Source organism: Pseudomonas sp. NS1(2017), from assembly GCF_002269425.1.
Classification (GTDB): Bacteria; Pseudomonadota; Gammaproteobacteria; order Pseudomonadales; family Pseudomonadaceae; genus Aquipseudomonas; species Aquipseudomonas reactans.
This window is the reverse complement of sequence record NZ_CP022960.1, coordinates 2,773,241-2,794,191: the sequence shown is the minus strand read 5'-3', so window position 1 is coordinate 2,794,191 and position 20,951 is coordinate 2,773,241. Positions and strand designations below refer to the sequence as shown.

Sequence of the window (20,951 nt, the reverse complement as noted above, 5' to 3'; positions counted from 1 at the left end):
CATGTCCAATTCCCTGTTCAGCCTGGGCTTCGGCGTCGGCACTCAGAACCGCCAAGGTGCTTGGCTGGAAGTGTTTTACGCACAACCGCTGCTCAACCCGTCGGCAGAAATCATCAAAGCCGTTGCACCGATCCTCGGCTACACCGAAGGCAACCAGGCGATCACCTTCACCATCAGCCAAGCGCTGCAACTGGCTGATGCGCTCAAGAATGTCGACGCTACCCAAGCCGCGCTGCTCAATCGCCTGGCTGAAAGCCACACGCCGCTGGTCGCCACCCTGCTCGCCGAAGACGCCGCACTGACTTCCACGCCAGAGGCCTACCTCAAGCTGCACCTGCTGTCCCACCGCCTGGTAAAGCCCCACGGCCTGAGCCTGGCCGGTGTGTTCCCGCAGTTGCCAAACGTGGCCTGGACCAGCCAGGGCGCGATCGACATCAACGAACTGGCCGAACGCCAGTTGGAGGCCCGCCTGCGTGGCGAGCTGCTGGAAGTGTTCTCGGTGGACAAGTTCCCGAAAATGACCGACTACGTGGTGCCGAGCGGCGTGCGTATCGCTGACGCCGCGCGTATCCGCCTGGGCGCCTACGTCGGCGAAGGCACCACCGTGATGCACGAAGGTTTCGTCAACTTCAACGCCGGCACCGAAGGCCCGGGCATGATCGAAGGCCGTGTATCGGCGGGCGTATTCGTCGGCAAGGGCTCGGACCTGGGCGGCGGTTGCTCCACCATGGGCACCCTGTCGGGCGGCGGCAACATCGTGATCAAGGTTGGCGAAGGCTGCCTGATCGGCGCCAACGCCGGTATCGGTATCCCGCTGGGCGACCGCAACACCGTTGAGTCAGGCCTGTACGTCACTGCCGGCACCAAGGTTGCGCTGCTGGACGAGCAGAACCAACTGGTCAAAGTGGTCAAGGCACGCGAGCTGGCCGGCCAGCCGGACCTGCTGTTCCGCCGCAACTCCGAGACCGGTGCCGTGGAGTGCAAAACCCACAAATCGGCCATCGAACTGAACGAAGCGCTGCACGCTCACAACTAAGCAGCCACTCGATGCCCCTAGCGGGCCCCGACCCTGGGGCTCGCTTATACGAGTCTTGAACACCATGCTAGTGCCCTCCCCCTGGCGCGCCGACTTTCCGGCCATCGCCACCCTGCAACGGCAAGACCAGACCTACCTGGACAACGCCGCCACCACGCAAAAACCCCAGGCCTTACTGGATGCCATCAGCCATTACTACGCCAACGGCGCAGCCAATGTGCACCGGGCCCAGCATTTGCCAGGCGCCCATGCGACCCAGGCGTTTGAAGACAGCCGCAGCAAGGTCGCGCAGTGGTTGAATGCAGGCGACAGCGGGCAGATCGTGTTCACCCACGGCGCGACCTCTGCGCTCAACCTCCTGGCCTATGGCCTGGAGCACTTATTCAATGCGGGCGATGAGATTGTCATCAGCGCCCTGGAACACCACGCCAACCTGCTGCCCTGGCAGCAATTGGCCAAGCGCCGCGCACTGAACCTGGTGGTACTGCCACTGAGTGATGACGGCGTGATCGACCTGGCTGCCGCTGCCGAGTTGATCGGCCCGCGTACACGGCTACTGGCAGTGAGCCAGCTCTCCAACGTGCTCGGCGCCTGGCAGCCGCTGGACGCTCTGATGGCACTCGCCCAGCCACACGGCGCGCTGACCGTGATCGATGGCGCCCAGGGCATCGTCCATGGTCGTCACGACGTGCAGGCCCTGGGTTGCGACTTCTACGTGTTTTCCAGCCATAAGTTGTATGGCCCGGACGGCGTCGGCGTGCTGTTTGGCCGTAACGAGGCCCTGCACCACGTGCGCCACTGGCAGTTCGGCGGCGAGATGGTGCAGCAGGCCGACTACCACAGCGCCAGCTTCCGCCCGGCGCCGCTGGGTTTCGAAGCCGGCACCCCGCCGATTGCCAGCGTGATTGGCCTGGGCGCCAGCCTGGATTACCTGAATTCGCTGGATCAACAGGCCGTGATCGCCCATGAAGCGGCGTTGCATGATTACCTGTTGCGCGGGCTCAAAGCGCGCAATGGCGTGCACGTGCTGGGTTCGCCCCAGGTGGCGTTGGTCAGCTTTGTGGTCGATGGCGTGCATAACGCCGACCTCGCGCACCTGCTGACCGAGCAAGGCATCGCCGTGCGCGCCGGGCATCACTGCGCCATGCCGCTGCTCAAGGCGATGCACTTGTCGGGGGCGATTCGCGTGTCCCTGGCGCTGTATAACGATTCCGATGACCTGGAACGCTTCTTTGAGGCACTGGATCAATCCTTGGATATGCTGCGATGAACTTGCCGGTGGAGGCAGTGGCCGCGCTGGAGGCTTTTCAGGCTGTCGGCAGTTGGGAACAGCGCGCACGGATGCTGATGCAATGGGGTGAGCGCCTGCCGGCCCTGGCGGATGAGGATAAAGTCGACGCCAACCTCGTGCAGGGCTGCGAAAGCCTGGTGTGGCTGGTCGGCCGTCTGCACGATGGCCACTGGCAGTTCGCCGCGAGCAGCGATGCACGCATGATCCGTGGGCTGGTGGCGTTACTGCTGGCACGGGTCAACGGTTTGTCTGGCGCCGAGTTGCAGGCAGTCGACCTGCCTGACTGGTTTGCCCAACTGGGCTTGTCACGCCAGCTTTCACCCTCGCGCAGCAACGGGCTCAACGCGGTCCTTCAACGCATGCGCACACTGAGCGTGAGCCAGGCTTAAATTCTTCATTCACGGCTACGTCTCTCTGGAACGGCGATCTCTGCAGTATCGCTTTCGGTCCACTGGAGTTGTGCCATGTCCAAGCCTGTGCTCCCTTCTGCCCCTGCCGCCTGGCGATTTGCCGACGCCTCGCATCGCCAGCCAAGCCTGTCCGAAGTCAATGCAAGCGTGAATGTTCCAGCGACGGGCACTTGGCTACGCCGCTTGCTGGCGTTTTCCGGGCCGGGCTACATGGTGTCGGTCGGCTACATGGACCCCGGCAACTGGGCGACCGATCTGGCCGGTGGCGCGCAATTTGGCTACACGCTACTGTGCGTCATCCTGCTGTCAAACCTGATGGCCATCTTGCTGCAAGCATTGTCGGCACGCCTGGGCATCGCCACCGGGCGCGACCTGGCGCAGGCATGCCGCGATCATTACCCGCGTCCGGTCAGCTTCGCCCTTTGGGTCATCTGCGAACTGGCGATCATCGCCTGCGACCTGGCCGAAGTCATCGGCACCGCCATCGCCCTGAAACTGCTGTTTGGCATTCCGCTGATGGGCGGCGTACTGCTGACCACGCTGGACGTCTTCCTGCTGCTGCTTTTAATGAACAAGGGCTTCCGCTTCCTGGAAGCCTTTGTGATTGCCTTGCTGATCGTCATCGGCACCTGCTTCGCGGTGCAGGTCGCCGCCGCCGCGCCGCCAATCGCTGCGATTATCAACGGCTTTATCCCATCCACTGAAGTGGTGACCAACCCGGCCATGCTCTACATCGCCATCGGCATCCTCGGGGCGACGGTCATGCCGCATAACCTGTACCTGCACTCCTCGATCGTGCAAACCCGCAATTACCCACGCGACAACCCCGGCAAACGCGACGCCATCAAGTGGGCGACGACCGACAGCAGCATCGCGCTGATGCTGGCGCTGTTTATCAACGCGGCAATTCTGATTGTCGGGGCGGCAGCATTCCACACCAGCGGGCACACGGATGTGGCTGAAATCGAACAGGCCTTTGAACTGCTTTCGCCGCTGTTGGGTTTAAGCATTGCGTCGACGCTATTCGCAGTGGCCCTGCTGGCATCGGGCGTCAACTCCACGGTGACAGCGACGCTGGCCGGGCAGATCGTGATGGAAGGCTTCCTGCGCCTGCGCTTGCCGCACTGGATGCGCCGCCTGCTGACCCGGGGTCTGGCGGTGATTCCGGTGATTATCGTCACTGCGCTGTATGGCGAGAAAGGCACGGCACAGTTATTGATCTTCAGCCAAGTGGTGCTGTCGATGCAGTTGCCCTTCGCGGCGATTCCGCTGGTGCGGTTCGTCACCGACCGGCGCAAGATGGGCGAGTTTGTGGTGTCCACCTGGGTCGCCGTGCTGGCTTGGGCAGTTACCGCCGTGATCGTGGTACTGAACCTCAAGCTGCTGTACGACTTTGCGCTGGCCTGAGGCCCAACCCATCAGGCGCTTTTGACCCGCTCTGAAGGCCGGCGCACGCCGGCCACAATCTTATCCACCGCCTTGGTGGCCGCCACCATGCCGAACGTGGCGGTCACCATCATCACCGCACCAAAGCCGCCCGCGCAGTCCAGCTTCACGCCATCCCCGACAAAACTCTTCTGCAAACAAATGCTGCCGTCCGGCTTGGGATAGCGCAGCTGTTCAGTGGAAAACACACACGGCACGCTGTAATGGCGGGTCACGGTGCGGGAGAAGTTGTAGTCGCGGCGCAGGGTCGAGCGCACTTTCGACGCCAACGGGTCATTGAAGGTGCGGTTCAGGTCGCAGACCTGGATCAACGTCGGGTCGATCTGCCCGCCGGCGCCACCGGTGGTAATGATCTGGATCTTGCGGCGCTTGCACCAGGCGATCAGCGCGGCCTTGGCGTTGACCGCGTCGATGCAGTCGATCACGCAATCGATGTCCGGCGTGATGTATTCGGCCATGGTGTCGCGGGTCACGAAGTCCGCCACCGCATGCACCGTGCAATCCGGGTTGATGCCGCGCAGGCGCTCAGCCATCACCTCGACCTTGGGGTTGCCCACGGTGCTGTCCAGCGCGTGTAGCTGCCGGTTGCTGTTGCTGACGCAGACGTCGTCCAGGTCAAACAGCGAAATCTCGCCGACCCCGCAACGGGCTATCGCTTCCGCCGCCCACGAACCCACGCCGCCGACGCCGACGATCGCCACATGGGCCGCTTTCAAGCGTTCCAGGCCTTCTATGCCATACAAGCGGGCGACGCCTGCAAACCGCGGATCTTCTGTACTCATGACCATTACCCCAAAAACCGGCGCGCATTATGGACTACAGAGCGACAAGTTCGAAGCGACAAGCTACAAGTAAAGAACTTAGATGGCCTTTCGCTGACTAATGTCCGGTTTTTCTCTGCTTGCTGTACGGTCAGGGAAGGGCCGGTGTAGGATGCGCGCCGTTCGGCGCAGGCCGACACCTCTTTTCGTTCCACACCCTTTGGAACCCGAAATAGCCATGGCATCGCGTAAATTTGGACTCAACCTGGTGATCGTGCTGGCAATCGCCGCGCTGTTCACCGGTTTCTGGGCGCTGATCAACCGCCCCGTCACCACCCCCAATTGGCCTGAGCAGATCTCCGGTTTTTCCTACTCGCCGTTCCAGCAAGGTCAGTACCCGCAGAAAGACCAGTACCCGACCGACGACCAGATGCGTCGCGACCTCGAGATCATGAGCAAGCTGACGGACAACATCCGTACCTACTCGGTCGACGGTACCCTGGGGGATATCCCCAAGCTGGCGGAAGAATTCGGCCTGCGCGTGACCCTGGGGATCTGGATCAGCCCGGACCTTGAGCGCAACGAGCGCGAAATCCAGCGCGCCATCGAAATCGCCAACAGCTCGCGCAGCGTTGTGCGGGTGGTGGTCGGCAACGAGGCGCTGTTCCGTGAAGAAATCACCCCAGAAGCGCTGATCGTGCTGCTGGACCGGGTGCGCGCCGCCGTGAAAGTGCCGGTAACCACGTCCGAGCAATGGCATATCTGGGAGAAAAACCCGCAACTGGCCAAGCACGTCGACCTGATCGCCGCGCACATCCTGCCGTTCTGGGAATACATCCCGATGGACAAGGCCGGCCAGTACGTACTCGACCGTGCCCGCGACCTGAAGAAACTGTTCCCGAAAAAACCGCTGCTGCTGTCGGAAGTCGGCTGGCCGAGCAACGGCCGCATGCGCGGGGGTAATGAAACCTCCCCCGCCGACCAGGCGATCTACCTGCGCACGTTGGTGAACAAGCTGAACCGCCAGGGCTTCAACTACTTCGTGATCGAGGCCTTCGATCAGCCGTGGAAAGTCAGCGACGAAGGTTCGGCGGGCGCTTACTGGGGTGTGTACAACGCCGCGCGCCAGCAGAAATTCAACTTTGAAGGGCCGGTGGTCGCGATCCCGCAATGGCGCGTGCTGGCCATTGGTTCGGTGGTGCTCGCGCTGCTGTCCCTGACGTTGTTGATGATCGACGGCTCGGCGCTGCGCCAACGCGGCCGTACCTTCCTGACCTTTATCGCGTTCCTCTGCGGTTCGGTGCTGGTGTGGATCGGCTACGACTACAGCCAGCAATACAGCACCTGGTTCAGTGTCACCGTGGGCATCCTGCTCGCCCTCGGCGCCCTGGGCGTGTTTATCGTGTTGCTGACCGAAGCCCACAAACTGGCGGAAGCGGTGTGGACCCACAAGCGTCGGCGTGAATTCCTGCCGGTTGAAGGGGACTCGGACTACCGCCCGAAAGTATCGATCCACGTGCCGTGCTACAACGAGCCGCCGGAGATGGTCAAACAGACCCTCGACGCCCTGGCCGCCCTCGATTACCCGGACTACGAAGTCCTGATCATCGACAACAACACCAAGGACCCAGCGGTGTGGGAACCGGTGCGCGACTACTGCGAAACCTTGGGCCCGCGCTTCAAGTTCTTCCACGTCGCGCCCCTGGCCGGTTTCAAGGGGGGTGCGCTGAACTACCTGATCCCGCACACCGCCAAGGACGCCGAAGTGATCGCGGTGATCGACTCGGACTACTGCGTGTCACCAAACTGGCTCAAGCACATGGTGCCGCACTTCGCCGACCCGAAAATCGCCGTGGTGCAGTCGCCGCAGGATTACCGCGACCAGAACGAAAGCACCTTCAAGAAGCTCTGCTACGCGGAATACAAGGGCTTCTTCCATATCGGCATGGTCACCCGCAACGACCGTGACGCGATCATCCAGCACGGCACCATGACCATGACCCGGCGCTCGGTGCTTGAAGAATTGGGCTGGGCCGACTGGTGCATCTGCGAAGATGCCGAACTGGGCCTACGTGTATTCGAGAAAGGCCTGTCGGCGGCGTATTACCACGACAGCTACGGCAAGGGCCTGATGCCGGATACCTTTATCGACTTCAAGAAACAGCGTTTCCGCTGGGCTTACGGCGCGATCCAGATCATCAAGCGTCACACCGCAAGCCTGTTGCGCGGCAAGGACACCGAGCTGACCCGTGGCCAGCGTTACCACTTCCTCGCGGGCTGGTTGCCGTGGGTAGCGGATGGCATGAACATCTTCTTCACCGTCGGCGCGTTGTTGTGGTCGGCGGCGATGATCATCGTGCCGACGCGGGTTGACCCGCCGCTGCTGATTTTCGCGATCCCGCCGTTGGCGTTGTTTGTGTTCAAGGTGGGCAAGATCATCTTCCTCTACCGTCGCGCGGTAGGCGTGAACTTGAAGGATGCGTTTTGCGCGGCCCTGGCCGGCCTGGCGTTGTCACACACCATTGCCAAGGCGGTGCTGTATGGCTTCTTCACCACCAGCATTCCGTTCTTCCGTACCCCGAAAAACGCGGATAACCACGGTTTCTGGGTGGCGATTTCCGAAGCTCGCGAAGAAATGTTCATCATGCTGCTGTTGTGGGGCGCGGCGCTGGGGATTTACCTGGTGCAAGGCCTGCCGAGCAATGACATCCGCTTCTGGGTGGTGATGTTGCTGGTGCAGTCGCTGCCGTATGTGGCGGCACTGATCATGGCGTTCCTGTCTTCGCTGCCGAAACCTGCGGTGAAGGCTGAGCCTGTCACAGCCGTGTAAAAACTTGCGCAATGCACTAAACGGCGGCCTCTGGCCGCCGTTTTGCTATAAGATAACGGCCGTTTTGCACGCCTTGCTTTAACTGTAGGAGCTGGCTTGCCAGCGATGGACGTCAACGATGACGCGCTCTGTCTGAAAGAGGCGCGCTGCCCTTGCGAACATCGCCGGCAAGCCGGCTCCTACAGTAGAACGTTGCCGCCCCATAATATGCTTCCCGGAGTTCCCCCCATGACGGCCCATGCCGACCTTTCGCCGACCCTTCAACTTGCCATCGACCTGATCCGTCGCCCATCGGTCACGCCGATTGACGCCGATTGCCAGAAGCTGATGATGCAGCGCCTGGGCGACGCCGGTTTTGCGCTTGAGCCGATGCGCATCGAAGACGTGGACAACTTCTGGGCCACCCACGGCAAGCATGACGGCCCGGTGCTGTGCTTCGCCGGCCACACCGACGTGGTGCCGACCGGCCCGGTACAGGCCTGGCAGAACGACCCGTTCGACGCGTTGATCGATGAAAACGGCATGCTCTGCGGGCGTGGCGCGGCGGACATGAAAGGCAGCCTGGCCGCGATGCTGGTGGCGTCGGAGCGTTTTGTCGCCGACTACCCGGACCACAAGGGCTCGGTGGCCTTCCTGATCACCAGCGATGAAGAAGGCCCGGCGCACCATGGCACCAAAGCCGTGATCGAGCGCCTGGCGGCACGCAAGGAGCGCCTGGACTGGTGCATCGTCGGCGAACCCTCGAGCACTACGCTGGTGGGCGATGTGGTCAAGAACGGCCGTCGCGGCTCCCTCGGCGCCACCCTGACCGTACGCGGCGTGCAAGGCCACGTGGCCTACCCGCACCTGGCGAAGAACCCGATCCACCTGGCTGCGCCAGCCCTGGCCGAATTGGCTGCCGAGCATTGGGACGACGGCAACACCTTCTTCCCGCCGACCAGCTTCCAGATCTCCAACCTCAATTCCGGTACCGGCGCGACCAACGTGATTCCGGGTGACCTGACGGCAGTGTTCAACTTCCGCTTCTCCACCGAGTCCACCGTTGAAGGCCTGCAGCAGCGCGTTGCGGCGATCCTCGATAAGCATGGCCTGGACTGGCATGTGGAGTGGGCGTTGTCGGGCCTGCCGTTCCTCACCGAACCGGGCGCGTTGCTGGATGCAGTCTCGGCCAGCATCAAGGCGATCACCGGGCGTGAGACCAAGGCGTCCACCAGCGGCGGTACCTCGGATGGGCGTTTCATCGCCACGCTGGGTACGCAAGTGGTCGAGCTGGGCCCGGTCAACGCGACAATCCACCAGGTCAACGAGCGCATCCTCGCCAGTGACCTCGATGTGCTGACCGAAATCTACTACCAGACCCTGATCAAGTTGCTCGCCTGATGCTCGCGTGCCCCCTTTGCAGCGCACCGCTGAACGCGGTGGACAATGGCGTGGCGTGCCCGGCCGGACACCGTTTCGACCGCGCACGCCAGGGTTACCTGAACCTGTTGCCGGTGCAGCACAAGAACAGCCGCGACCCGGGCGATAACCTGGCGATGGTGGAAGCGCGCCGCGACTTCCTCAACGCCGGGCACTACGCCCCGGTGGCCAAGCGTCTGGCCGAGCTGGCCGCCGAGCGCGCACCGCAGCGCTGGGTGGACATCGGTTGCGGCGAGGGTTACTACACGGCGCAAATCGCCGACGCCCTGCCCCATGCTGACGGCTACGCACTGGATATCTCCAAGGAAGCGGTCAAGCGTGCCTGCAAGCGCACCCCGGCGCTGACCTGGCTGATCGCGAGCATGGCCCGTGTGCCGTTGGCGTCAGGCAGCTGCCAGTTTCTCGCCAGCGTATTCAGCCCATTGGACTGGGAAGAGGCCAAGCGCCTGCTCAGCCCCGGCGGTGGGTTAATGAAGGTCGGCCCGACCAGCGGCCACCTGATGGAACTGCGCGAGCGCCTGTACGACGAAGTACGCGAGTACACCGACGACAAGCACCTGGCCCTGGTGCCGGATGGCATGAGCCTGGCGCACAGCGAGACGCTGGAATTCACCCTGAGCCTCGCCGAGCCCCAGGACCGCGCCAACCTGCTGGCCATGACCCCACACGGCTGGCGTGCCAGCGCCGAGCGTCGCGCACAGGTGATTGAGGCGGCTGAGCCGCTGGTGGTCACTGTGTCGATGCGCTACGACTATTTCGTGCTTCAATAACTGACTTTCCAGTACCCGCGAATGGATTTTCGAATCCCGCAACGAGGAACATCCATGCGCCAACCCGATATCGAGATTTACCTGAAGGACGCCGACGTCGACCACAAGGCCATCGCCGCCTGGCTGGGCGCCGCCCTGGGCCCGTGCTCCGACTGGGTCCAGAAAGGCCAGACCTACAAATGCAAAGCCGGCAATGTGCCCGTCACCTGGCTGCCCAAAGCCGTCGGCAAATGGAACAGCCTGTACCTGGAAAGCGACCAGACCCCATGGGACGACGACATCGCCTGCGCCCGCGCTGCGTTTGCTGCGCTGAACGTGGAAGTGCGTTGCGCGCCGGGGACGTGGGTTGAGGAAGAAGGTGAAGAAAGCGCTGACACCTGGATTCGCATCAGCGAAGACGGTGAAGAACAGATCACCTGGAAAACAGCATGAATATGTAGGAGCGAGCTTGCTCGCGAAAAACTTCAGGACACCGCGTTCATCCAGGACGAACGCGTTATCGTTGGCGATCTTCGCGAGCAAGCTCGCTCCTACATACGGCCTTACAGGCCGACCACATCCTCCGCCTGCAACCCCTTCTCGCCGGTCACCACGGCGTATTCCACCTGCTGGCCCTCGGCCAGTGAGCGGTGGCCCTCACCGCGAATGGCACGGTAGTGCACAAACACATCCTTGCCGTCTTCGCGCTGGATAAACCCATAGCCCTTTGCATCGTTGAACCACTTCACATTGCCGGTTTCACGCGTTGCCATCTGTCTTACTCCCACATGCATTTTTATTGTTGAGTCGCTCGCATTGAACTGCCGAGTATAAGACAGGCTCAAAAACGATCAACTCAAGTTTACATCGCTGCTTTTTTGCCGATTTTCGGCGAATACGGCACACTACCCGCCCGAGCGCCTGCTCGGTTTTTTCCACTTGAAGCAGCACGCCTATGACCCGCTCCCCGTTCCGCCGTCTAGTGTTCGGCACCTTGCGCCGACTGTTGTACCTCTGGGTTCGCTCGGAGACGATCAACCAGTCGTCCCTGACCCTTAACCTGGACCGCAGCCGGCCGGTGTTCTACGTCCTGCAATCGCCCTCCCTCACCGAATTGGCCGTGGTCGACGCCGAGTGCACCAAGGCCGGCTTGCCGCGCCCGGTGCTGCCGGTCTCGGTCGGCCCGTTGATGGAGCCGGCGGCGTTCTTCTACCTCACGCCGGAACCGGACTGGCTCGGCCGCCAGGACAAGCGCGGCGCGCCGCCCACATTGACGCGTCTGGTCAACACCCTCACCGAACACGCCGAAGAGAATGCACAAATCATTCCGGTCAGTGTGTTCTGGGGCCAGTCCCCCGAGAGCGAGTCCAGCCCGTGGAAGCTGTTGTTCGCCGACAGCTGGGCGGTCACCGGGCGTCTACGCCGCCTGTTGAGCATCCTGATTCTGGGTCGCAAGACCCGCGTGCAATTCTCTGCGCCTATCAACCTGCGTGAATTGATCGAGCACAATAAAGGTCACGAACGTACCGTGCGCATGGCTCAACGCATCCTGCGCGTGCACTTTCGTAACCTGAAGACGGCGGTGATCGGTCCCGATTTGTCCCACCGGCGCAACCTGGTGAAGGGCCTGGTCAACATGCCGCTGGTGCGCCAGGCCATTGCCGATGAAGCCGAGCGGGAGAAGATCAGCCCGGAAAAAGCCAAGGCCCAGGCCCTGCGCTACGGCAACGAGATCGCCTCGGACTACACCTACACGGCGATCCGCTTCCTCGAAGTGGTGCTGAGCTGGTTCTGGAACAAGATCTACGACGGCATCAAGGTCAATAACATCGAAGGTGTGCAAAAGGTTGCCCAGGGTTACGAAGTGATCTACGTGCCTTGCCACCGCAGCCACATCGACTATCTGTTGCTGTCCTACCTGCTGTTCAAGAATGGCCTGACGCCCCCGCACATCGCCGCCGGGATCAACCTGAACATGCCGGTGATCGGCAGCCTGTTGCGCCGTGGCGGTGCGTTTTTCATGCGCCGCACCTTCAAGGGCAACCCGCTGTACACCTCAGTGTTCAACGAATACCTGCATACCTTGTTCACCAAGGGCTTTCCGGTGGAGTACTTCGTCGAAGGCGGACGTTCGCGCACCGGGCGCATGTTGCAGCCGAAGACCGGCATGTTGGCGATCACCCTGCGCAGCTTCTTGCGCTCTTCACGCATGCCGATCGTGTTTGTGCCGGTGTACATCGGCTATGAGCGTGTACTCGAAGGCCGCACCTACCTGGGCGAGTTGCGCGGCGCGAGCAAGAAGAAAGAGTCGATCTTCGATATTTTCAAAGTGGTCGGCGCGCTCAAGCAGCGCTTTGGCCAGGTCGCGGTCAACTTCGGCGAGCCGATCAAGCTGGCTGAATTCCTCGACAGCGAGCAACCGGACTGGCGTGCCCAGGAACTGGGTCCGAACTACAAGCCGGCCTGGCTCAACGAAACCACCAACCGCCTCGGCGAACAGGTGGCACGCCATTTGAACGAAGCCGCCGCCGTGAACCCAGTGAACCTGGTGGCCCTGGCGCTGCTGTCCACCACCCGCCTGGCCCTGGACGAACAAGCCATGGCGCGCCAGTTGGACCTGTACCTGGCGTTGCTGCGCCGCGTGCCCTACTCGCCTCACACCACCTTGCCCGAAGGCGATGGCCTGGCGCTGATCAAGCATGTGAAGGACATGGACCTGCTGTCGGAACAGAGCGACGCCCTGGGTAAGATCCTGTACCTGGACGAACAGAACGCCGTCCTGATGACCTATTACCGCAACAACGTTTTGCATATCTTTGCCCTGCCGGCGCTGCTGGCGAGCTTCTTCCAGAGCAGCTCACGGATGAGCCGCGAGCAGATCCTGCGTTACACCCACGCGCTGTACCCGTACCTGCAATCGGAACTGTTCATTCGTTGGTCGCTGGAAGAGCTGGACACGGTGATCGACCAATGGCTGGAGGCCTTTGTCGAACAGGGCCTGCTGCGTTTCGAAAACAACGTGTACCTGCGCCCGGCGCCGAGTTCGCGACACTTTGTGCTGTTGACCTTGCTGTCCAAGAGCATTGCCCAGACCCTGCAACGTTTTTATATGGCGATTTCGCTGCTGCTCAACAGCGGCCAGAACAGCATCAGCGCCGAAGAACTGGAAGACCTGTGCACGATCATGGCCCAGCGCCTGTCGATCCTGCACGGCCTCAACGCCCCGGAATTCTTCGACAAGAGCCTTTTCCGACATTTCATCCAGACCTTGCTGGAGCAAGATGTGCTGCGCCGTGACGAAGCCGGCAAGCTGAGTTATCACGACCTGCTCGGCGAACTGGCCGAAGGCGCGGCAAAACGCGTGCTGCCGGCGGAGATTCGCCTGTCGATCCGCCAGGTGGCGTTGCATCGCGTGGATGGCGCCGCCGAAGCTTCTGTCGACTCCGAAGCCAGTGCACCTGAAGAAATCCGCTAGATTTAAAGAGGCGCCGGATGGATTCCGGCGCCGTTGAAAAGGAGCAACACCATGAAAAAAATCATCCTCCTGGGCCTGACCGCCCTGCTCGGAGCCTGCCAATCCATGAGCCCTGCCCCCAAAGCCAGCCTTGATGGCGAAGTGTTCTACCTGCAACGCATCGCCCTGCCACCGACAGCGACCTTGAGCGTCAGCCTGCAGGACGTGTCGCTGATGGACGCTCCGGCCGTAACCCTGGCCGAACAGAAAGGCCCGGTCAAAGGCCAGGTACCGCTGCCGTTTCACCTGAGCTACGACCCGGCGCAAGTCAAACCTGGCCATACTTATTCGGTCAGCGCTCGCATCGAAGTGGAGGGCAAGCTACTGTTTATCACCACCGAACGGCACGCTGTGCAGCTCAATGGCCAAGACGCGCAACCCCTGCGCCTGCGGGTTGATGCTGTCGCTCACTGACAGTCTCTAGAACTTAAGCCAGATCAAAAAGGAAGCGCCCATGCTCCGTAACTCCCTTCGTTTTACTGCCCTGTGTGCCGGCCTGCTGCTCGGCGCCAACGCCATGGCCCTGGACTTGAGCAGCCTGTCCCAGGGCGACGCTTCCGGCGGCCTCAAGGACGCCCTGACCCAAGGCGCGCAGATCGCCGTGAAACAACTGGGGGTGCCGGGTGGTTTCAGCAACAACCCGGAAGTGAAGATCGGCCTGCCAGGCAAGTTGGGCAAAGTGGCCGACAAGCTGAAGATGTTCGGCATGGGCGACCAGGTCACCCAACTGGAAACCAGCATGAACAAAGCCGCTGAATCCGCTGTGACCCAGGCCCAGCCGATCCTGGTGAATGCCGTGAAAAACATGAGCGTGACAGACGCCAAGGGCATCCTCAGCGGTGGCCAGGACTCGGCCACCCAGTACCTGAACAAAAGCAGCCGCGAACAGATCCGCGCCAAGTTCCTGCCGATCGTCAAGGCCGCTACCGATAAGGTCGGTGTGGCCCAGCAGTACAACGCTCTGGCTGGCAAGGCAGCAGCCTTCGGCGCCGTGGATGCCAAGAGCGCGAATGTCGAAAACTATGTGACCGAACAAGCGCTGGACGGCTTGTTCAAGATGATTGCACAACAGGAAGAAACCATTCGCAAGAACCCGGCAGCGGCGGCCACCAGCCTTGCCAAAAAGGTATTCGGCGCACTTTGAATCGTACTGGTCGGTCAGTGAAAAAAGCCCTGCTTGAGCAGGGCTTTTTTTGGAACGTTATTCAGATGTAGACGCGCTCATACGACGAGCCAGCGGGCACGCTTAATAGCGTATGCTGGATCCGCTCATCACATTTACAGCGTTAAGGTTCTGTGAAAGGGACGAGGACGTGTTGTCGTTGTTGATGTTGATATTAATCGGTTGATGGCCATGGCCATGGCCTTTGCCTGATCCAAAACCATTCTCCATCCCCATCATTTTCCCCATGATATGCAGCAGCGGTACCGCCAGCAAAGGTAAAACAAGCATACTCACTCCTTAAAATTCAAGATTTAGGCCCAATCCCAGACCGCGACACCTCTTACTTGGTATCTATGGCAGGGTAATCTTGCGTGGCGTATTGGACCAATTGGTTCCTTCCCTTGTATGAAACAACTGAGTATTCAAGCAAACGGCCCGACTCAAAATGGGCCGGGTACGCTTTAGCGGTGTAGCGAAAAAAGCGGCGAGATCGGTCGCTGTAAATACGCCGGGGGGTGCTCAATAGGGTGTGGATGGGGCTTCAAGTTGAGAGGACTGGCCCTTTGTGTTCGCGAGAACGTTGGTCGTGCCGGACGATGTTGCCCCCAGCCTGGACGGTGGTGACCGGATTCAGGGGTGGTAGTCGACGTGCCATCTTTGGTGGGTAAAAAATTGCTGAGCAAAGACCCTAAAACCGCACCCTTGAAACTTGCCAGTGCAGATAACAGAAACATAGGAAACTCCATCGATACTTTGTTTTGAACGGGCCGCCATTGGCGAGCCCACACAGAGCGCCTGTATGCCAGGCCACCATAAGTGGAGTGATGGGCCTATTCGTTCCTGTCGCGGGGGAGCGACTTTGCATCGCCATGTGAATGACAAGAGGTATTGTCCGAACGCATCCCGAACAACTCAGTTGGGAGATCGACACCGTCAACTAAACACTGAACCCACCAGCCGGCCGAGCAGAAGAGTGCAAAACACGCAATGGCCAGCACAATCCACGCCGCCCCACCGGTATGACCACTAATGCCAGGGTAGCCATGACCTGGCATACCCCTGCCACGAAGCAAAGGCAGTGAGCGGCGCGATAAACGAAACAATCAACAGACCTTTGGGGCTCATTACCGTCAACCGGAAGAAATACAAGCCACGAAAGCGGTCGCGGTTCGGGCTGACGGCGCTGTTTTTGCGCTTATTATTGGGCATCCTTCTTGACGCGGAACCAGGCCGCGTAAAGTGCCGGCAGGAACAATAGGGTCAACGCCGTCGCCACAATCAATCCACCCATGATCGCCACCGCCATCGGCCCGAAGAACACACTGCGCGACAGCGGAATCATCGCCAGAACCGCCGCGAGGGCTGTCAGCACAATCGGGCGGAAGCGTCGGACGGTGGCTTCGATAATCGCCTGCCACGGCGCCAGGCCCGCTTTGATGTCCTGTTCGATCTGGTCCACCAGGATTACCGAGTTGCGCATGATCATCCCCGACAAGGCGATGGTGCCGAGCATGGCCACAAATCCGAAGGGCTGGCGGAATACCAGCAGGAACAGCGTCACGCCGATCAGGCCCAGCGGCGCGGTCAGAAACACCATCGCCGTGCGTGAGAAGCTGCGCAGTTGCAGCATCAGCAACGTCAGCACCACCACGATGAACAACGGCACGCCGGCTTTTACCGAGTTCTGCCCACGGGCGGAATCTTCGACCGTGCCGCCGACGTCCAGCAAGTAACCATCCGGCAGCTCAGCGCGTACGCCTTCCAGGGTCGGCAGGATTTGCTGGACCAGGGTCGCAGGTTGTTCCTTGCCATAGATGTCTGCGCGGATGGTCACCGTGGGTAGACGGTTGCGGTGCCAGATGATGCCTTCCTCAAAACCGTATTCGAGGGTGGCGATCTGCGACAGCGCCACGCTTTTGCCATTGTCGGTCGGCACCGCCAGGCTTGGCAGCAACGACAGCTCGGTGCGTTCATGCACGGTGCCGCGCAGGAGGATTTCGATCAACTCGTTGTCCTCGCGGTATTGGCTGACGCTGGACCCGGTCAACGAGCTCTGCAGGAATTTCGACAGGTTGGCCGTGCTCACGCCGAGGGCACGGGCGCGGTCCTGATCGATATTGAGGTAGACGATCTTGCTCGGCTCTTCCCAGTCCAGGTGCACGTTGACCACGTGGGTATTTTCGCGAACCTTTGCAGCGACTTTCCGAGCCAGGGCGCGGACTTCTTCGATATGTTCGCCGGTCACGCGAAACTGCACCGGATAACCCACAGGTGGACCGTTCTCCAGGCGTGTGACCCGTGAGCGCAGGTCAGGGAATTGTTCGTTGAGGGTTTCGATCAGCCAGGTGCGCAGGCTTTCACGCTCCTCGATGGTTTTGGCCAGCACGACAAACTGGGCGAAGCTGGCGGCCGGCAGTTGTTGGTCAAGGGGCAGGTAGAAACGCGGCGAACCGGTGCCGACATAGGCCACGTAGTTGTCGATGCCCGCGTGCTCCTTGAGCAAGGCTTCCAGGCGTTTGACCTGGTCGGCGGTGTTGCGCAAGGACGCCCCTTCGGCCAGCTTCAAATCGACCATCAGCTCCAGGCGGCCGGAAGCCGGGAAGAACTGTTGCGGCACAAAACGGAACAGCGCCACTGAGCCGATAAACAGCAGCAGGGTCAGGACGATCACGGTTTTACGCCGACGCACGCACCACTCCACCAGGCGTCTTACGCGTTGATAGAAGGGTGTGCCGTAGGGATCCGGGCCATCGGTGCCGTGCTTGGCCGCATGAATCTTCGCCAGGTCCGGCAGGAGTTTTTCCCCCAGGTAGGGCACAAACACCACCGCAGCCACCCACGAGGCGAGCAATGCAATGGTCACCACCTGGAAGATCGAACGGGTGTATTCGCCGGTACTCGATTGCGCCGTGGCAATCGGCAGGAAGCCCGCTGCGGTGATCAGCGTACCGGTGAGCATCGGGAATGCGGTGCTGGTCCAGGCAAAGCTGGCGGCCTTGAGCCGGTCGTAACCCTGCTCCATTTTGATCGCCATCATTTCCACGGCGATGATCGCGTCGTCCACCAGCAAACCCAGCGCCAGCACCAAGGCGCCGAGGGAAATCTTGTGCAGGCCGATGCCCAGGTAATACATGGTGGCAAAGGTCATCGCCAGCACCAGCGGAATCGCCAGGGCCACCACCATGCCGGTACGCACGCCGAGGGAGAAGAAACTCACCAGCAACACGATAGCCAGCGCTTCGGCCAGTACCTGCACGAATTCGCCGACGCTGGTTTTCACCGCCGCCGGTTGGTCTGACACCTTGCGCAGCTCCATACCGGCTGGAAGGTTCTTCTGCAGGCGTGCGAATTCTCCTTCCAGGGCTTTGCCCAGTACCAGGATGTCACCGCCGTCACGCATGGCCACGGCCAGGCCGATCGCGTCTGCGCCCATGTAACGCATGCGCGGTGCCGGCGGGTCGTTGAAGCCACGGTGGATGTCGGCTACGTCGCCGATACGGAAGGTACGGTCGCCCACGCGAATCGGGAAGTTGCGGATCTCTTCCACGGTCTTGAAGTTACCCGATACGCGCAGTTGCACGCGCTCGCTCGGGGTTTCAAAGAACCCGGCTGTGGAGACTGCGTTCTGCTCCTGCAACGCCTGCTGTACCGCTGCCAGCGGCAAACCGAGGGTCGCCAGCTTGAGGTTGGACAGTTCGATCCAGATCTTCTCGTCCTGCAGGCCCAGCAACTCGACCTTGCCCACATCCGCCACGCGCTGCAGTTGAATCTGGATGCGGTCGGCGTAGTCCTTGAGCACGGCGTAGTCAAAGCCGTCGCCGGTCAGGGCGTAGATATTGCCGAAGGTGGTGCCGAACTCATCGTTGAAGAACGGACCCTGGATATCCGGCGGCAAGGTCTGGCGGATATCGCTGATCTTCTTGCGCACCTGATACCACAGCTCAGGAATCTGCGCCGAATGCATGGAGTCGCGGGCCATGAAGGTGACCTGGGATTCACCGGGGCGCGAGAACGAGACGATGCGCTCGTACTCACCGGTTTCCATGAGTTTTTTCTCGATGCGCTCGGTGACTTGCCGCGAGACTTCCTGGGCCGTGGCGCCAGGCCAGTTGGTCTTGATCACCATGGCCTTGAAGGTGAACGGCGGGTCTTCACTTTGTCCCAGTTTGGAGTAGGACAAGGTGCCGACCACTGCCAGCAGAATCATCAAGAACAAGACGATCTGGCGATTACGCAACGCCCATTCAGAAAGATTGAAACCCATCGGGGACTACTCCTTGGCCGCCAGATTCACCACACGGTTGGAGCGATCCACAGGGCGCACTTGCTGGCCCTCGTGAAGCACATGTACACCGGCAGCAATGACCCAATCCGTAGGGCTCAAACCTTCCAGTACCGGTACGGTTTTTTCACCGAAGGCACCGATGCGCACCGGTGTGCGCTTGAGGGTGTTGTCGGGCTGCACACGCCAGACGTAAGACGCACCGTTTTCCGCGCTGAGGGCCGACAGTGGGACCGAGAGCGGAATATCGCCGTCGACCTGTATGAACACGCGGGCGCTCTGGCCCAGTTCGGCTGGGACCTTGCCCCCAGTGAATGCCACGCGGGCCGCGAACGTACGCGACTTTGGATCGGCGGCCGGCGACAGCTCGCGAATGCGACCGCTGAAACGCTGGTCGGGCTGACTCCACAGTTCGACCGATACGGGCTGGCCGATCTTGAAGCGGCCGAAACCCTGCTCCGGCAAGCTGATCAGCACTTCGCGCTCGCCATCGGTCGCCAGGGTGAACACAGTCTGGCCGGCGGACACCACCTGCCCGACTTCCACCGCACGCTTGGCCACCACGCCATCCTGTGGCGCACGCAGCACCGCATAGCCGGCCTGGTTGCTGGCCACATCGAACTCGGCCTTGATCTGCTTGAGACGGGCCTCACCGGATCGATAGAGATTTTCGGAATTGTCGTACTGGGAGCGGCTGACCATCTGACGGTCCATCAGGGTCTTGTAGCGGTCACGCTCGGCGCGCACCAGGCTCAGGTTGGCCTCGGCGGCGGCGACTTGGGCACGGGTCGCTTCCAGTTGCAGGCGCACATCCTGAGGGTCGAGTTCGGCGAGCGCCTGATTGGCCTTGACCCGCTCGCCCTCTTCCACCAACCGCTTGCTGACTTTGCCACCGATGCGAAAGGCCAGGTCCGGTTCATAACGGGCGCGCACTTCACCGGGGTAGCTGTCCATCGACTGTGAAGAAGGCTGCGGCTGCACCACCATGGCCGGTCGGATGGTAGTCTGGGCCGCTTCTTCATGGCCGCATCCGGCCAACAGGAAGACCAGACTGACAGGCAACGCAAAGGGCAGGAAAGAACTGCGCATGCTGTAGGACCTTTCGCAAATGGAGCTAAGAATAATTATACTGGCGGGTATGTTATTAATACCAAACTCACCAGTCCAGTATTAAAGGTGAAAATGTCCGACAATCCCGTAAACACCAATAGCCCCGGGCGCCCCAAGGACATGGCAAAACGCCAGGCTATCCTCGAAGCAGCGAAAATCCTGTTTTTGAGCAATGGCTACGCCAGTACCAGCATGGATGCCGTGGCCCTTGAGGCCGGCGTGTCGAAACTGACCGTGTACAGCCACTTCAACGATAAAGAGACGTTGTTCACCGCCGCCGTGGTGGCCAAGTGCGAAGAGCAACTGCCGGTGATGTACTTCGAGTTGCCTGCGGGCATGCCTGTGGAGACTGTGTTGTTGAATATCGCGCGGGGGTTCCATCGCCTGATCAACAGTGAGGAATCAGTCAACCTGCATCGCCTGATGATGACCACCGGCAATCAGGACGTGAAACTCTCGCAGATCTTCTTCGAAGCAGGTCCCATGCGCATGCTGCAAGGCATGGAGCGCCTGCTCGGCAAGATCGACCAGAACGGCGCGCTAAGCATCGACAAGCCCTTTACGGCGGCCGAGCATTTCTTCTGCCTGCTCAAGGGCACGGCGAATTTCTGCTTGCTGTATGGCTGCGGCGGACAACTGAGTGAAGAAGCCGCCGAAGCCCATGTGCAGGAGGTGGTGGGGTTGTTTATGCGGGCCTACAGGCCATGAAGACCGGTTGCATGGACGGGCCTCATCGCTGGCAAGCCAACGCCTACACGTACCTGCCTTTGATCCAACCACTCAGGCCGGCTGTCAGGCCGCCGTGCTCTTGCTTTTGATCTTGATCCTAGGCGCCCCGTCAAACACGCTGGCCGGAATCTGACAGGGATTTGGGGGGTAAACCGGCAGGGATGCCGGTTTAGCCGCCCCGCGCCATGGATGGCGCGTGGCGGCGGCCC

The 20,951-nt window shown here is 61.1% G+C and carries 17 protein-coding genes; 12 read left to right on the top strand and 5 right to left on the bottom strand.

Annotated features, from left to right (window positions below; genetic code table 11):
• Position 1: 1 nt before the first annotated feature.
• From dapD to CI807_RS13180, 4 genes are all read left to right on the top strand, one after another.
• The gene (gene dapD, locus CI807_RS13195; protein ID WP_095014955.1) at positions 2-1,036 is read left to right on the top strand and encodes a 2,3,4,5-tetrahydropyridine-2,6-dicarboxylate N-succinyltransferase; all 1,035 of its coding nucleotides are present in this window, start codon (positions 2-4) and stop codon (positions 1,034-1,036) included.
• 64 nt (positions 1,037-1,100) lie between these two features.
• The gene (locus CI807_RS13190) at positions 1,101-2,306 is read left to right on the top strand and encodes an aminotransferase class V-fold PLP-dependent enzyme (protein WP_095014954.1); all 1,206 of its coding nucleotides are present in this window, start codon (positions 1,101-1,103) and stop codon (positions 2,304-2,306) included.
• Positions 2,303-2,716, top strand: coding sequence for a SufE family protein (locus CI807_RS13185; RefSeq protein ID WP_095014953.1), 414 nt, complete (start codon positions 2,303-2,305; stop codon positions 2,714-2,716). Before CI807_RS13190 ends, CI807_RS13185 begins: the two co-directional genes overlap by 4 nt.
• A gap of 75 nt (positions 2,717-2,791) precedes the next feature.
• The gene (locus CI807_RS13180) at positions 2,792-4,144 is read left to right on the top strand and encodes an Nramp family divalent metal transporter (RefSeq protein ID WP_095014952.1); all 1,353 of its coding nucleotides are present in this window, start codon (positions 2,792-2,794) and stop codon (positions 4,142-4,144) included.
• Between the two features lie 11 nt (positions 4,145-4,155).
• On the opposite strand, the gene tcdA is transcribed toward CI807_RS13180, so the two are convergent.
• Complete coding sequence (tcdA, locus tag CI807_RS13175; RefSeq protein ID WP_095014951.1) at positions 4,156-4,965, bottom strand: tRNA cyclic N6-threonylcarbamoyladenosine(37) synthase TcdA; 810 nt, start codon at positions 4,963-4,965, stop codon at positions 4,156-4,158.
• 217 nt (positions 4,966-5,182) lie between these two features.
• Between tcdA and CI807_RS13170 the strand changes: the two genes are divergently transcribed.
• From CI807_RS13170 to CI807_RS13155, 4 genes are all read left to right on the top strand, one after another.
• Positions 5,183-7,774, top strand: a complete 2,592-nt coding sequence (locus CI807_RS13170) for a glycosyltransferase (protein WP_095014950.1) — start codon at positions 5,183-5,185, stop codon at positions 7,772-7,774.
• A gap of 228 nt (positions 7,775-8,002) precedes the next feature.
• A complete protein-coding gene (gene dapE, locus CI807_RS13165) occupies positions 8,003-9,154 on the top strand; it encodes a succinyl-diaminopimelate desuccinylase (protein WP_095014949.1) in 1,152 nt (383 codons plus the stop codon).
• A complete protein-coding gene (locus CI807_RS13160; RefSeq protein ID WP_095014948.1) occupies positions 9,154-9,963 on the top strand; it encodes a putative RNA methyltransferase in 810 nt (269 codons plus the stop codon). Before dapE ends, CI807_RS13160 begins: the two co-directional genes overlap by 1 nt.
• 54 nt (positions 9,964-10,017) lie before the next feature.
• Positions 10,018-10,395, top strand: a complete 378-nt coding sequence (locus CI807_RS13155) for a hypothetical protein (RefSeq protein WP_095014947.1) — start codon at positions 10,018-10,020, stop codon at positions 10,393-10,395.
• Positions 10,396-10,505: 110 nt separating this feature from the next.
• Here CI807_RS13155 and CI807_RS13150 read toward each other — a convergent pair whose 3' ends face one another.
• Positions 10,506-10,715, bottom strand: a complete 210-nt coding sequence (locus tag CI807_RS13150) for a cold-shock protein (protein ID WP_003219353.1) — start codon at positions 10,713-10,715, stop codon at positions 10,506-10,508.
• 182 nt (positions 10,716-10,897) lie between these two features.
• Between CI807_RS13150 and plsB the strand changes: the two genes are divergently transcribed.
• The 3 genes from plsB to CI807_RS13135 are packed head-to-tail and all read left to right on the top strand — an operon-like array spanning position 10,898 to position 14,600.
• On the top strand, positions 10,898-13,417 hold the full coding sequence (gene plsB, locus CI807_RS13145) for a glycerol-3-phosphate 1-O-acyltransferase PlsB (protein ID WP_095014946.1): 2,520 nt from the start codon (positions 10,898-10,900) through the stop codon (positions 13,415-13,417).
• A 51-nt stretch (positions 13,418-13,468) separates the two neighbouring features.
• Positions 13,469-13,870, top strand: coding sequence for a YbaY family lipoprotein (locus CI807_RS13140; RefSeq protein WP_016975828.1), 402 nt, complete (start codon positions 13,469-13,471; stop codon positions 13,868-13,870).
• 40 nt (positions 13,871-13,910) lie between these two features.
• Positions 13,911-14,600 (top strand): DUF4197 domain-containing protein, encoded by a 690-nt coding sequence (locus tag CI807_RS13135; protein ID WP_017738305.1) that lies wholly within the window; start codon positions 13,911-13,913, stop codon positions 14,598-14,600.
• A gap of 102 nt (positions 14,601-14,702) precedes the next feature.
• Here the strand turns inward: CI807_RS13135 and CI807_RS13130 are convergent, their stop codons facing one another.
• From CI807_RS13130 to CI807_RS13115, 3 genes are all read right to left on the bottom strand, one after another.
• A complete protein-coding gene (locus tag CI807_RS13130; protein WP_095014945.1) occupies positions 14,703-14,909 on the bottom strand; it encodes a hypothetical protein in 207 nt (68 codons plus the stop codon).
• Positions 14,910-15,819: 910 nt separating this feature from the next.
• A complete protein-coding gene (locus tag CI807_RS13120) occupies positions 15,820-18,885 on the bottom strand; it encodes an efflux RND transporter permease subunit (RefSeq protein ID WP_095014944.1) in 3,066 nt (1,021 codons plus the stop codon).
• A 6-nt stretch (positions 18,886-18,891) separates the two neighbouring features.
• Positions 18,892-19,992 (bottom strand): efflux RND transporter periplasmic adaptor subunit, encoded by a 1,101-nt coding sequence (locus CI807_RS13115; RefSeq protein ID WP_095014943.1) that lies wholly within the window; start codon positions 19,990-19,992, stop codon positions 18,892-18,894.
• A gap of 93 nt (positions 19,993-20,085) precedes the next feature.
• Between CI807_RS13115 and CI807_RS13110 the strand changes: the two genes are divergently transcribed.
• The gene (locus tag CI807_RS13110) at positions 20,086-20,721 is read left to right on the top strand and encodes a TetR/AcrR family transcriptional regulator (protein WP_095014942.1); all 636 of its coding nucleotides are present in this window, start codon (positions 20,086-20,088) and stop codon (positions 20,719-20,721) included.
• Positions 20,722-20,951 lie beyond the last annotated feature (230 nt).